Below are 13591 nucleotides of genomic sequence, written 5' to 3' on the forward strand. Positions count from 1 at the left end.
CCGGCGTTCACCGTGTCCCGAGTGTGTCCGGATCGCATGTGTTCCGAGGTCTTGACTCCCAGGTTCGCCCGGATCAGCCGATACCGGACAGGACCCGTCCGTTCCGGTCGACGACGGCTGTTCGGTATCGTCCTCACATGCCGCGCGCCGCGATCGTCGTCAACCCGTCCAAGGTCGACCTGCGGGTGCTCCGCAACACCGTCGCGGCTGAGGAGGATCGGACCGGTTGGGCTCCCACGACCTGGTTCGAGACCGCGGCGTCCGACGACGGCCGTGCCGCTGCGGTCGACGCACTCGCCACCGCGCCGGACGTCGTCCTGGTCGTCGGCGGCGACGGCACGCTGCGCGTCGCAGCCGAGGTGCTGCACGGCTCCGGCGTGCCCCTCGCCGTGCTCCCCGTCGGCACCGGGAACCTGTACGCCCGGAACCTGCGCATCCCGCTGAACGACGTCGCCGGTTCGGTCCGTGCCGCCTTCACCGGGACGGATCGACGGGTCGACCTCGCGTTCGCCGAGCTCACCGACCCGCAGGGCACGACGACGCGCCACGCCTTCCTGGTGATGGCGGGCATCGGCCTCGACGCGAACATGGCGGCCAACACCAACGCACGCCTGAAGAAGCGGTTCGGGTGGCTCGCGTACTCCGACCCGATCATGCGGTCCGTGATCGGCAACCGGCAGATCGACCTGCGGTACCGCCTCGACGACGGTGACACCCGGACGATGCGGGCGCACACGGTCATCGTCGGCAACTGCGGCACCCTGACCGCCGGCGTCCTGCTGCTGCCCGCCGCGAAGCCGGACGACGGGGTGCTCGACGCGGTCGCGTTCCGCCCCGGTCGGACGGTCGGCTGGGCCGGCGTCGGCTACGGCCTGTCGCTGAACCGATTCTTCCACCGGACCGGCTTCGGTCGCTTCCTGTCGTGGCTCATCCCGGCCACCCGGACGCTGCGGTACACGAGCGCACGGGTCCTCGACCTCGAGCTGGACCAGCCCGAACAGGTCCAGCTCGACGGCGACCCCTTCGGCACCGTGGTGGCGGTGCGGCTGACGGTGGACCACGGCGGGCTCACCATCCGGGTGGGGCCGTCGCGGTGACCACGTGAAGACGGGAGGCCCGGTGCCAGCTGGCACCGGGCCTCCCGTCGTCATCGGGCCACGTCGAGAGCGTCAGCCGCGCGCGACACGCACCCGGTCCGCGAACGCTGCGTGCAGCGGGTGCTCCGCGGCCAGGCCGGTGATCTGCGTCACCACGTCGGCATCGGACGCGTCCGAGGCCAGGAGCGCCTGCAGCTCGACGCTCTGCTCGTCGTCGGCGACGTCGAAGCGGAGTGCCGCGCCCATCGCGTCGAGCAGTGCGGTCGGCTCGGTGCCGTCCTCGGCCAGCGCCGCGGCGGGCGAGACGAAGCGCTCGTCACGCGACAGCTTGCGGAGCGGCTGCCGGCCGACGCGTGTCACCGTGTCGGGCAGGTGCGGGTTCTCGAACCGGGCGATGATCGCCTGGACGTAGGCGCGGTGCACCTCGGGGTCGAGTTCGTGGCGGCGGACGAGCAGGTCGCTCGTCTCGGCCAGGACGGACTCCAGCTCGGAGCGCACGGCGGGGATCGCGATGGCGTCGGAGATCTTGTCGGCCCCGGCGACGAAGCCGTGGTACGCGACGGTGGCGTGCCCGGTGTTCACCGTGAAGAGCTTGCGCTCGATCGAGGCGGCGAGGCCGTCGACGTAGTGCGCGCCGGGGATCTCCGGCTCGTTGCCGCCGAAGGGCGTGCGGTCGATGGCCCACTCGAAGTAGGTCTCGACGGTGACGTCGAGGCCGGCGCCCTCGGGCTGGGCCGGCACGATGCGGTCGACGGCGGTGTTCGCGAAGACGGCCTTCGCGAGCGCCGCGTCACGGCCCTCGGCCGGGAGCGCGTCGACGATGAACTCGCGCAGACGGTCCGTGGCGTTCAGCGCGTTCTCGCACGCCATCACCGCGATGGGTGCGGCGTCCGCGTCGCGCTGCTGGAGCGCCCGCGCGATGACGGGGGCGATGAACTTCAGGACGTTCGGACCCACGGCGCACGTCACGATCGCGGCAGCGGCGATCTCGGCGACGACGCCGTCCTCGTCCTGCGCGCTGTTCAGGGCGCGGAAGTTCGTGACCTCGTGGTCCTCGGCGCCGGTACCGACCTCGTGCACGGTGTACGAGTCGGCGGCGGCGAGGGCGTCGATGAGCGGCGCGGCGACGTCGGCGAAGACGACCTCGTAGCCCGCTTCGTGCAGGAGCAGGCCGACGAAGCCGCGGCCGATGTTGCCGGCACCGAAGTGGACGGCGGTGCCCCGGTCGGTGGTGCTCACTCGTTGACCTCGCCGAGGATCGACAGGATCGCGCTGGTGTCGGCCGCGTCGGTGAGCTTCTGGACCTCGTCCTCGTCGGAGAACACGATCGCGATCTTGGACAGGATGTCGAGGTGCTCGTTGTTCACGCCGGCGATGCCGACGACGAAGCGCACGGGGTTGCCGTCCCAGTCGATCGGGCTGGCGTAGCGGATGAACGACAGCGCGGACGACTTGATGGCGTCCTTCGCGTCGTTCGTACCGTGCGGGATGGCGAGGAAGTTCCCCATGTACGTGGACACGCTCTTCTCACGCTCGAGCATCGCCGGGTAGTAGTCAGCGGTGACCGCGCCCGCAGCTTCGAGGATCTCGGCCGCCTCCTTCATCGCCTCCGACTTGGTCGGCGCGGTGTCCTCGGTGTGGATCCGGATCTGGCTCTCCTGCAGGACGGGCATCGTGGTTCTCCTTGGTGTTCGAGGACGTGACGGAGGGGACGGGGATGTCCCCGTCCCCTCCGATACTGCACTTCGTTACTGGTGGTGGCGTTACTGGTTCTTGAGCTGGTCGACGACCTGGTCGTACTGCGGCGCGTTCATGAAGTTGCCGACCGACACGTGCTGCGCGTTCGGGTTCTTCTGCTTCGCGCGGTCCGTCAGTTCTTCCTGCGTGATGATCAGGTCCTCGTCACCGGACAGGTTCGCGATCGCCTTGTTGGTGACCGTGACCCCTTCGATGCCCGCCTTCTTGATCTTGTTGCGCAGGACGCTGGCGCCCATGGCGCTCGACCCCATGCCGGCGTCGCAGGCGAACACGAGGTTCTGGACCTTCGTCGCGGTGGCGGTGGTGCCGGCGGCGGCTGCCTCTTCCGAGTTGGCCGGGGCGGTACCGCCGAAGAGCCCTGCGGTCGCGGCGTTCGCGTCGCGGCCCTTGGTGGCCTGCATCTTGTCGAACGCTGCGGTCATGTCGCCGCCGCCGTTGGCGAGGTCGCGCTTGCGGCTGGCCAGCAGGAAGAACGATGCGACTGCGAAGGTGACCGCTGCGGACAGGATGACCGACAGGATGACGCCGACGTAGCTGTCCTTCGCCGTCGCCGTCAGCACGGCGAAGATCGATCCGGGCGAAGCCGGGGCGACCAGGCCGGAGCCGAACAGGACGTTCGTGCCGACGCCCGTCGCACCACCGAGGATGACGGCGATGAACAGGACCGGCTTCTGCAGCACGTACGGGAAGTAGATCTCGTGGATGCCACCGAAGAACTGGATGAGGATCGCACCGGGAGCGGTCGAGCGGGCGATGCCGACACCGAAGAAGGTGAAGGCGAGCAGGATGCCCAGACCGGGGCCGGGGTTCGCCTCGAGCAGGAACAGGATCGACTTGCCGGAGTCCTGCACCTGCTGGGCGCCGAGCTGGTCGAGCACACCGTGGTTGATGGCGTTGTTCAGGAAGAACACCTTGGCCGGCTCGATGATGACGCTGGCGAGCGGCAGCAGCGAGTGCTGGACGAGGAAGTTCACCGCGTCGCCGAGGCCCTCGGCGATGAGCTTGAACAGCGGGGCGAGCCAGAAGAACCCGACCATCGCCAGCCCGAAGCCGAGGATGCCGGCCGCGTAGTTGTTGACGAGCATCTCGAAGCCCGGCTTGATCTTGCCGTCCCAGATCTTGTCGATCTGCTTGATGAGGTACGCGCCGAGCGGCCCGCAGATCATCGCGCCGAGGATCATGATCGTGCCGTTGGCGCCGAGGATGACACCCATCGCCATGATCGAGCCGACGACGGCGCCACGGGTCTCGTAGATCATCCGGCCGCCCTGGAAGGCGATCGCGAGCGGGATCAGGTACGTCAGGATCGGGCCGACGAGACCGATGTTGGCCACACCGTCCGTCTCACCGAACCCGCCGAGGATCCCGACGGGGGTCCATCCGGTCTCGATGAAGAAGGCGGTGATCAGGCCCCACGCGATGAAGATCGCGATGTTGGGCATGACCATGCCGGAGAGGAACGTGCCGAACTTCTGAACGGCGACGCGTGCGCCGCCCCGCGACTTCGCGGGTGCGTCGGGCGCTGCAACGGACGACGTTGTCATGTGCGGTGACTTTCTGTGTGGTGGAGCTGCTGCTGGTGCGGACGGGGTGTTGGGGATGGTGCGGCTCAGACGGCGTGCGCGGCCGCCGCGGCGGACTTCGCGGCCGCCGCCGTGGACGCGGCGAGTGCCGCCTGGGCCATCTCGCGGGCCTGCTCGAGCGTGTGCTGACCGAGTTCGGCGCGCACGTCGGCCAGGGCCGCGGGGGTCATGGAGAGGGTGGTGGCGCCGAGGCCGACGAGCACGACGGCGAGCAGCGTGTCGGCTGCGGCCTCACCGCAGATGCCGACGGGCTTGCCCGCGTCGGCACCGGCCGCACCGAGCTGCGCGACGAGGCGCAGGACGGCGGGGTGCCACGGGTCCTGGTAGGACGCGACGGTGCCGAGCATGCGGTCGGCGGCCATCGTGTACTGGGTCAGGTCGTTCGTGCCGATCGACACGAAGTCCGCGTTCTGGAACACCTGTTCGGCCATCAGGGCGAGCGACGGCACCTCGGCCATCACGCCGGCGGTGCGGATGCCGAGCTCGCGGGCGAGGGTGACGAAGTACTCGGTCTCCTCGGCGTCGGCGACCATCGGGGCCATGACCCAGAGGTCGGCCTCGGTCGCGGCGTCGGCTTGGGCGAGGGCGACGAGCTGGTCGCGCAGCACCTCGGGGTGGTTGCGCAGCGCACGGAGCCCGCGACGGCCGAGCGCCGGGTTCTCCTCGTCCTTGTCGGTCAGGAACGGCAGCGGCTTGTCGGCACCGGCGTCGAGCGCACGGACGACGACCTTCTTGCCCGGGAACGCGGCGAGGAGCTGACGGTAGGACTCGGTCTGCTCGTCGACGGTCGGCGCCTTCGGCGAGTCGAGGAAGAGGAACTCGGTGCGGAAGAGCCCCACGCCCTCCGCACCGAGAGCAACGGCGCCCGCGGCGTCGGCGGGGCTGCCGAGGTTCGCGAGCAGGGGCACGACGTGGCCGTCGGCCAGGGCACCGGCGGTGAGCGGTGCGGCGGCCGCGGCGAGCCGGTCGGCGATGCGCTGCTCGACGTCGGCCACCAGGGCATCGGACGGCTCGGTGACGACGGTGCCGGCGACGGCGTCGACGACGATCGACTGCCCGTCGACCAGGTCGTCGGCACCGGTGACGCCGACGATCGCGGTGATGCCCTTGGCGCGGGCGAGGATCGCGGTGTGCGAGGTCGGGCCGCCGTCACGGGTGACCAGCGCGAGGACCTTGTCGAGGTCCAGCAGTGCGGTGTCCGCCGGAGCGAGGTCACGGGCGACGAGGACGAAGGGGGTGTCCGACTCGGGCACACCGGGGGCGTGCACGCCGCGGAGCTTCGCGATGATGCGCTGGGCGACGTCGTCGAGGTCGGCTGCGCGCTCCCCCATGTAGCCGCCCATGCCGACGAGCAGGTCACGGAACTGCGCGAACGCCTCGTACACGGCACGCTCGGCGTTGGTGCCGCCGTCGATGCGCGTGTGCACGTCGTCGAGGAGGGTCGGGTCCTGCGCCATGAGCGCCTGCGCCTCGAGCACGGCCTGGGCGTCGCCGCCGGCGAGCTGTCCGCGCTTGTTGAGGTCCTCGGCCACTGCGGCCAGTGCGTCGTGCACGGCCTGCTTCGCGTCGTCTGCCGAACCGGTCAGGGCGTCCTTCGACGGTTCGCCGAGCGGGTCCGCCATGCGGAGCACGGGGCCGTGGGCGACGCCGCGGCCGACGCCGGTGCCGAGCAGTTCGGACATTCGAGACTCCTTCATCTCACACGCGCTTGCGGTGGGGTGTTCGTTCGGTGCGCGCACGGCTGAGACGGGACCTCGCCGGTGCGGCTGAGCAGCACACTACCCCGATCCGCGTTGACAAACAAACACATCCGGGGATAAAAATGCAGAAACAGATGCCCGTTTGCGTCTGGCGGCCAGCCACTCCGGCTCGGTTCCGTCAGGTTCGTGCCCGGTCATGTCCGTTCCGTTCCGACCAGGAGACGACGAGGTCCGATGTACGCACCAGAACGCCACCAGCGCATCGTCGAGCAGGCGCGCGCGCAGGGGCGGGTCGACGTCAAGGACCTCGCCGAACTGCTCGAGGTCACGCCCGAGACCATCCGCCGCGACCTCACCTCGCTGGAGCGACGGGGACTGGTCCGACGTGCCCACGGCGGTGCCATCCCGGTCGAACGCATCACGATCCACCCCGGTGTCGGCGACCGGGGCGGCATCAACCAGGCCGAGAAGATGGTCATCGCCGAGGCCGCGCTCGAGGAGCTGCCGGAGAACGGCTCGATCATGATCGACGCCGGCACCTCCACCATCTGCCTCGCCGAGATGCTCCCGACCGACCGCGGACTCACCGTGGTCACCCACTCGCTCCCCGTCGCGATGGCCGTCGCGAACCGCCCGGGCATCGACCTGCACCTGCTCGGCGGCAACATCCGCAGCGACTCCCTGGCCGGCGTCGGCACGTGGACGCACCAGCTCATCGGCATGGTGAGCGTCGACGTCGCCTTCGTGAGCATCAACGGGATCACCCCGGAGCGCGGCCTGACGACCCACAACATGGCCGAGGCCGCGGTGAAGTCGGCGATGATCAAGTCCGCCCGCCGCAGCATCCTGCTCGCCGACCACACCAAGTTCGGCCGCGAGGAGTTCGGCCGCGTCGCACCCCTCGCCGCCATCGACACGATCATCACCGACCCCGCCGTCAACCTCGACCTGGTCCGCGAGGTCGAGGCCGCCGGCACCGAGGTGTTCTGGCCCGGTCGACCCTGACCGCTCGCCCGACCCGCCCATCCGGCGCTCGCTAGCATGAGCGCACCACCCATCGACAGGAGTACATCGATGTCCGAAGCCACCCGCACCGTGACCGTCGCCAGCGCGTCCGGCCTGCACGCGCGCCCCGCGTCCCTCTTCGTCCAGTCCGTGACGGCCTCCGGCCACCAGGTCACGATCGCCAAGGGCGACAAGTCCGGCAACGCCGGCAGCATCCTCGCCCTGCTCGGCCTGGGCATCGAGAACGGCGACGAGGTCAGCCTCACCGTGACCGGCGACGACGCCGAGACCACCGCCGACAGCCTGGTCGAGTTCCTGCAGACGGACCACGACGCGGCCTGATCGCGCGGATCCGACGGACGGCATGCGGCGAGTCGTGGAACCTCGGATCGGTGCGGTCCGGGGCTGTCGGCGCCCGCCGATAAGGTGGTCGGCATGACACGCCTGCGCCTCGCATCCGTCAACGTGAACGGCGTCCGCGCCGCCTTCCGCAAGGGCATGGGCGACTGGCTCGCCACCCGCGACGTCGACGTGCTCGCCCTGCAGGAAGTCCGTGCGTCGAGCGAGGACCTGGCCGGTCTGCTCGGCGACGAGTGGGACATCGTGCACGACCCCGCGACCGCCAAGGGCCGGGCGGGGGTCGCGATCGCGTCCAGGCACTCGGCCCAGATCCACCGCGTCGCCCTCGGACCGGACGAGTTCGACTCCGCCGGCCGCTGGCTCGAGGCCGACTACGAGATCGGCGGCACCACGGTCACGGTCGTGTCCACCTACGTCCACTCGGGCGAGGTCGACACCCCCAAGCAGGACGAGAAGTGGAAGTTCCTCGACGCCATGACCGAGCGGCTGCCCGCCCTCCGCGCGCACAACCCGCTCGCCGTCGTCGTCGGTGACCTCAACGTCGGGCACGACCAGCGCGACATCAAGAACTGGAAGGGCAACGTCAAGCGAGCGGGCTTCCTGCCGCGCGAGCGTGCCTACTTCTCGCGCTTCTTCGGTGCCGACGGCGAACCGGTCGAAGGCGCCGACGGCTCGACGGGCCCGGGGCTCGGCTGGGTGGACGTCGGGCGTGCGCAGGCCGGCGACGTCGAGGGGCCGTACACGTGGTGGTCCTGGCGCGGCCAGGCGTTCGACAACGACACCGGCTGGCGCATCGACTACCAGATGGCCACGCCCGACCTCGCGGCGAAGGTCACGGAGTACACGGTCGACCGCGCCGCGGCGTACGACCAGCGATGGTCCGACCACGCCCCCGTGGTCGTCGACTACGACCTCTGATCCCCACTCCTTGCGCTCCACCTGACCCACAGGAACACCACCATGACCAAGACCCGCATCTTCTCGGGCATCCAGCCGTCCGCCGGCTCGCTGCACCTCGGCAACTACGTCGGAGCGCTCATGCAGTGGCGCGACCTGCAGGACGACTTCGACGCCATCTACTGCGTCGTCGACATGCACGCGATCACCTCGCCGCAGGACCCGGCCGAGCTCCGCGCGAGCACCCGGGCGACGGCCGCGCAGTACATCGCGTCGGGCATCGACCCGACGAAGTCGACGCTGTTCGTGCAGTCACACGTGCCGGCCCACGCCGAGCTCGCCTGGGTGCTCAACACCCTCACCGGGTTCGGTGAGGCGAGCCGGATGACCCAGTTCAAGGACAAGTCGGCGCGGCAAGGGTCCGAGGCCGCGTCGGTCGGGCTCTTCACGTACCCGGTCCTGATGGCCGCCGACATCCTGCTGTACGACACCAAGGTGGTGCCGGTCGGCGACGACCAGCGCCAGCACGTCGAGCTCACCCGCGACCTCGCCGGACGCTTCAACTCGCGGTTCGGCGACACGTTCGTCGTGCCCGAGGCCCGGATCGGCACCGAGACGGCGCGCATCTACGACCTGCAGGACCCGACGAGCAAGATGAGCAAGTCCGCGGCGTCCGACAGCGGCCTGATCCGGCTGCTCGACGACCCGAAGCGCACCGCGAAGAAGATCAAGTCGGCCGTCACCGACGACGAGCGCGAGATCCGCTCTGACCGACAGGCGAAGCCGGGCGTGACGAACCTGCTCGCGATCCTGTCCGCCTTCAGCCGGACCCCCGTCGCCGAGCTCGAGGCATCGTTCGCGGGCAAGGGCTACGGGGATCTCAAGGGCGCGGTCGCCGACGCCGTCGTCGCCGAGCTGGAGCCGGTGCGCACCCGCACGCTCGAGCTGCTCGACGACCCGGCGGAGCTCGATCGACTGCTCGCCGTCGGAGCGGACCGTGCCGAGTCCATCGCGCAGGAGACCCTGGCGCGTGTGTACGACCGGATCGGGTTCGTCCCGCGCTCGCGCGGCTGACCGTGCTGCCGGTCACGCTGGAGTCCGCCCGGGTCCGACTCGACGTCCCGACCCGGTCGGACACCGCGGCGATCACCGACGCCTGTCAGGACCCGGACATCGTCCGCTGGACGACGATCCCCACGCCGTACCGCGAACAGGACGCACGGACCTTCGTCGACGCCCTGGTCGGACCCGGCTGGGCGTCGGACCGCGAGTACACCTGGGCGATCCGTCGCCGCGGGTCGACCTGGCTCGAGGGGATCATCGGCTACCGCACCGCCGGCCGCGACCTCGGCTTCTGGCTGGCGCCCTCGGCCCGCGGTGCCGGCCTGATGCACGATGCGGTCGAGCTCGTCGTGGATTGGGCGTTCGAGGACGGTGCTCGGGACGTCTACTGGGAGTGCTACGAGGGCAACACGGCGTCGGCCGCGGTCGCACGCAGCGCCGGGTTCTCGTTCACCGGCGCCGGGCCCGCACGGATCCCCGGACGCGACGGCGGACCGACGACCGCCTGGACCGCCCTGCGCCGGGCCGACGGTGCGCCCGCATCGGACCTCCCGTGGCCCGACGCTCCGTCACGCAGCGCCCCGTGACCTGGTCCCGCATGACGCCGCGTTCCCGACGATGACGCGTCACCGATCCACCGCCGGTAGGCTCGATCCGTGAGCGACACGGCACGACCCACGGAGGTCCGGGCGATGCGCCGCGGGCTCGAACTCGCGGCCCTCGGGCCCGTCGTGGGCGACCACGCTCGGGTCGGCGCGGTGATCCTCTCCCCCGTCGGCGACGTCCTCGCCGAGGGGTGGCACAAGGGTGCCGGAACCCCGCACGCCGAGGTCGACGCGATGGCGAAGGTCGATCCGGCACAGCTCCGCGGCGCGACGGCCGTCGTCACCCTCGAACCCTGCAACCACACCGGCCGCACCGGCCCCTGCGCCGTCGCCCTGATCGAGGCCGGGGTCGCCCGTGTCGTGTACGCGATCGACGATCCGGGTACGGACGTGCACGGCGGCGCCGACCGTCTCCGCGCCGCCGGGGTCGACGTCGTGTCCGGGGTGCTCGCCGACGAGGCCGAGGCGTTCCTCGAACGGTGGCTCCTGTCAGTCCGACTCGGACGCCCGTGGGTGACCGTGAAGTGGGCCTCGAGCCTGGACGGCCGCGCCGCGGCTGCCGACGGGACGAGCAAGTGGATCACCGGCGCCGCAGCCCGACAGCACGTCCACGAGCAGCGTGCCGCGCACGACGCGATCCTGGTCGGCACCGGCACCGTGCTCGCCGACGACCCGAGCCTGACCGCTCGGGGTGACGCGGGCGAACTCCTCGCCGACCAGCCGCTCGCGGTCGTGCTCGGTGACCGCGCCGTCCCCGATGACGCCGCGGTCCGTCGACACCCCCGTGGGCTGGTGACGCTGCCGGGGCACGACCTCGCCGCGTCGCTCGCCGCCCTGCGTGGGCACGGCGTGCACTCGGTGTTCGTCGAGGGCGGCCCCACCGTCGCGTCCGCGCTCATCGCCGCCGGGCTCGTCGACGAGTACCTCGTGTACGTCGCCCCGATCCTGCTCGGCGGACCCCGGGTCGCCCTCGACGACCTCGGGGTGGGAAGCATGTCCGGGCGTCGGCGGTTGGACGTACTATCGACCACCAGCCTGGGCCCTGACCTGCTGGTCCGAGCCCGACCGCAACGCAGCGCGACAGCGCAGCCGCAGCCAGCGCCACCACAGCAGCAGACACCGCAGCAGCACGACGCAGCACCCGGGTTCGGAGACGACGGGCCCACGAACGACCGGAGCACCCCATGACCGACGCGCTGACCTCCTCCACCCCGGGCAGCCCCGTCCAGTTCGAGGTGTCGACGAACGTCCCCACCACCCACGGCACGTTCCAGATGCGCGCCTACCGCGACCTCGTGACCGGCGCGGAGCACGTCGCGATCATCGGCGCGCTGCCCGACGGGTCCGCCCCGTCCGACGGCGCCCTGGTCCGCGTGCACTCCGAGTGCCTGACCGGCGAGGCGTTCGGCTCGCTGAAGTGCGAGTGCGGACCCCAGCTCGACGCCGCACTCGACACCATCGCTGCCGAGGGCGGAGTGGTGGTCTACCTGCGCGGGCAGGAAGGACGCGGCATCGGGCTCATCAACAAGCTCAAGGCCTACCGCCTGCAGGAAGACGGCCTCGACACGCTCGACGCCAACCTGGCGCTCGGGCTGCCGGCAGACTCCCGTGCGTACGGTGGCGCCGCGGGCATCCTCGCCGAACTCGGGATCACCCGCGTGCGGCTGCTCTCGAACAACCCCGAGAAGCGTCGCCAGCTCGAGGAGCACGGCATCACCGTCGAGTCACTCGTGCCGCTGGTCGTCGGCGTCTCGGCGCAGAACGCCGGCTACCTCGACACCAAGCGCGACCGGATGGGGCACCAGCTGCCCGCCCACCTCGAGGCCGGTGCCAGCGCCGGGGCGGGCGCCGGCGCAGGAGCCGCCAGCTGACTCTGGGCTGATTCGCAGGTGGGCGACATCTGTCGTACGATGTTGTCTTCCGTCACAAGCGGTCCCCCACCAACCGAACGCACCCGATCGGTGCCCGCGCCACCCTGCGCGAACCGATCGGTGTCCGCCGTTTCGGGTATCCGTGCTCCCTGCCAGGAGTGCGCACCACGGAAGACCACACGACACCCATGACCGCCGCACCGGCACCAGCAACCCCGACCTCAGCTCCGGCACCAGCAGGCAACCCGCGCTCGCGCGTCGTCATCGCCAGCCTCGTCGGCACCTCGATCGAGTTCTACGACTTCTACGTCTACGCGACGGCCGCGGTCCTCGTCTTCCCGACGCTGTTCTTCCCGAACGAGGACCCCACGGCATCGCAGCTGTCGTCGTTCGTGACGTTCGCCCTCGCCTTCTTCGCGCGGCCGATCGGGTCGATCATCTTCGGGCACTTCGGTGACCGGGTGGGCCGCAAGACCACCCTCGTCGCGTCGCTGCTCGTCATGGGCACCGCGACGTTCCTGATCGGCTGCCTGCCGACCTTCAGCACCATCGGCGTGTGGGCGCCGGTCCTGCTCGCCGTGATGCGCTTCGCCCAGGGCGTCGGCCTCGGCGGCGAGTGGTCCGGTGCGGCACTGCTCGCCACCGAGAACGCCCCCAAGGGCAAGCGCGGCGTCTTCGGTTCGATGCCGCAGCTCGGCGCACCGATCGGCTTCCTGCTCGCGAACGGCCTGTTCATCGCGATCAACGCCGCGATGCCCGCCGGTGCCGACGGCACCCCGAACGCCGACTTCCAGGCGTGGGGCTGGCGCATCCCGTTCCTGCTCTCCTCGGTCCTGGTCATCGTGGGGCTCTACGTGCGCTTCAAGCTCGTCGAGTCGCCGGTGTTCCGCGGCGTGCAGGAGTCCGGCACGGTCGCGAAGATCCCGCTGGGCCGGGTGTTCCGCACCTCGTGGAAGGCGCTCATCGTCGGCACGTTCGGCATGGTCGCGACGTACGTCCTCTTCTACTTCATGACCACGTTCACGCTGTCGTACGGCACCACCGGTGCCGAGGCCGGTCCGCTCGTCCCGAAGGTCGGCCTCGGCTACAGCCGCGGTGAGTTCCTGACGCTGCTCATGATCGGCGTCGTGTTCTTCGGCATCTTCACCCCGATCGCCGGCATCCTGGCCGACAAGTTCGGGCGCCGGAAGACCCTCATCCCGACCACGATCGGCATCGCGCTGTTCGGTCTGACGTTCCAGTTCTGGTTCGCCGCGTCGCAGGGTCCGATCACGGTGGTGACGTTCCTGATCGTCGGGCTGTCCCTGATGGGGCTGACCTTCGGGCCGATGGGTGCGCTGCTGCCGGAGCTGTTCCCGACGAACGTCCGGTACACCGGCTCGGCGATCGCGTACAACGTCGCGTCGATCCTCGGTGCCTCGCTCGCACCGACGATCGCCCTGGCGCTGTGGCAGGCCGACGGCAACATCTTCCTGGTCGGGCTGTACCTGACGATCGCCGCCGTCGTGACGCTCGTCGCGCTGCTCTTCGTCCGCGAGACGAAGAGCAAGGAGTTCGCCGACGCCTGAGACGCGACCACCTGTGGGACGGGAGGCCCGGTGCCAGCTGGCACCGGGCCTCCCGTCCGTCCGTCGTCGCGTCCACCGGACGGCG

General features: G+C 70.5%; 12 protein-coding genes and 1 pseudogene. 9 read left to right on the top strand and 4 right to left on the bottom strand.

The genetic code is table 11. The annotated features are described in order from the left end of the window. Positions 1–137 precede the first annotated feature (137 nt). Positions 138–1097, top strand: coding sequence for a diacylglycerol kinase family protein (locus GVL05_RS09830; RefSeq protein WP_131881374.1), 960 nt, complete (start codon positions 138–140; stop codon positions 1095–1097). A gap of 72 nt (positions 1098–1169) precedes the next feature. Here the strand turns inward: GVL05_RS09830 and GVL05_RS09835 are convergent, their stop codons facing one another. The 4 genes from GVL05_RS09835 to ptsP form a co-directional block, all read right to left on the bottom strand. Continuing rightward, positions 1170–2336: a mannitol-1-phosphate 5-dehydrogenase gene (locus tag GVL05_RS09835; RefSeq protein ID WP_123338911.1), complete on the bottom strand. Its 1167-nt coding sequence runs from the start codon at positions 2334–2336 to the stop codon at positions 1170–1172. Next, entirely contained in the window at positions 2333–2770 is a 438-nt protein-coding gene (locus tag GVL05_RS20165; protein ID WP_027466426.1) for a PTS sugar transporter subunit IIA, read from the bottom strand. Before GVL05_RS20165 ends, GVL05_RS09835 begins: the two co-directional genes overlap by 4 nt. 90 nt (positions 2771–2860) lie before the next feature. Further along, positions 2861–4399 carry a PTS mannitol transporter subunit IICB gene (locus tag GVL05_RS09840; protein ID WP_165903544.1) on the bottom strand — a complete coding sequence of 513 codons (1539 nt, stop codon included), beginning with the start codon at positions 4397–4399 and terminating at the stop codon, positions 2861–2863. Between the two features lie 65 nt (positions 4400–4464). Further along, entirely contained in the window at positions 4465–6120 is a 1656-nt protein-coding gene (gene ptsP / locus GVL05_RS09845; protein WP_159573040.1) for a phosphoenolpyruvate--protein phosphotransferase, read from the bottom strand. Between the two features lie 252 nt (positions 6121–6372). Between ptsP and GVL05_RS09850 the strand changes: the two genes are divergently transcribed. From GVL05_RS09850 to GVL05_RS09885, 8 genes and pseudogenes are all read left to right on the top strand, one after another. Continuing rightward, complete coding sequence (locus tag GVL05_RS09850) at positions 6373–7143, top strand: DeoR/GlpR family DNA-binding transcription regulator (protein ID WP_111086639.1); 771 nt, start codon at positions 6373–6375, stop codon at positions 7141–7143. A 69-nt stretch (positions 7144–7212) separates the two neighbouring features. Beyond that, a complete protein-coding gene (locus tag GVL05_RS09855; protein ID WP_159573041.1) occupies positions 7213–7485 on the top strand; it encodes an HPr family phosphocarrier protein in 273 nt (90 codons plus the stop codon). Positions 7486–7578: 93 nt separating this feature from the next. Next, a complete protein-coding gene (locus GVL05_RS09860) occupies positions 7579–8421 on the top strand; it encodes an exodeoxyribonuclease III (RefSeq protein WP_159573042.1) in 843 nt (280 codons plus the stop codon). Positions 8422–8463: 42 nt separating this feature from the next. Beyond that, positions 8464–9474: a tryptophan--tRNA ligase gene (trpS, locus tag GVL05_RS09865; RefSeq protein WP_111084195.1), complete on the top strand. Its 1011-nt coding sequence runs from the start codon at positions 8464–8466 to the stop codon at positions 9472–9474. A 2-nt stretch (positions 9475–9476) separates the two neighbouring features. Continuing rightward, positions 9477–10049: a GNAT family N-acetyltransferase gene (locus tag GVL05_RS09870; protein ID WP_159573043.1), complete on the top strand. Its 573-nt coding sequence runs from the start codon at positions 9477–9479 to the stop codon at positions 10047–10049. 105 nt (positions 10050–10154) lie between these two features. Next, positions 10155–11255: a bifunctional diaminohydroxyphosphoribosylaminopyrimidine deaminase/5-amino-6-(5-phosphoribosylamino)uracil reductase RibD gene (gene ribD / locus GVL05_RS09875; protein WP_235035932.1), complete on the top strand. Its 1101-nt coding sequence runs from the start codon at positions 10155–10157 to the stop codon at positions 11253–11255. 29 nt (positions 11256–11284) lie between these two features. Further along, positions 11285–11938 (top strand): annotated as a pseudogene (gene ribA / locus GVL05_RS09880) (GTP cyclohydrolase II); the annotation flags it as partial. Positions 11939–12126: 188 nt separating this feature from the next. Further along, positions 12127–13506 carry an MFS transporter gene (locus GVL05_RS09885; protein WP_123292167.1) on the top strand — a complete coding sequence of 460 codons (1380 nt, stop codon included), beginning with the start codon at positions 12127–12129 and terminating at the stop codon, positions 13504–13506. The last annotated feature ends 85 nt before the right edge of the window (positions 13507–13591 follow it).

Origin of the sequence: Curtobacterium sp. 18060 (assembly GCF_902706105.1) — a bacterium.
Classification (GTDB): Bacteria; Actinomycetota; Actinomycetes; order Actinomycetales; family Microbacteriaceae; genus Curtobacterium.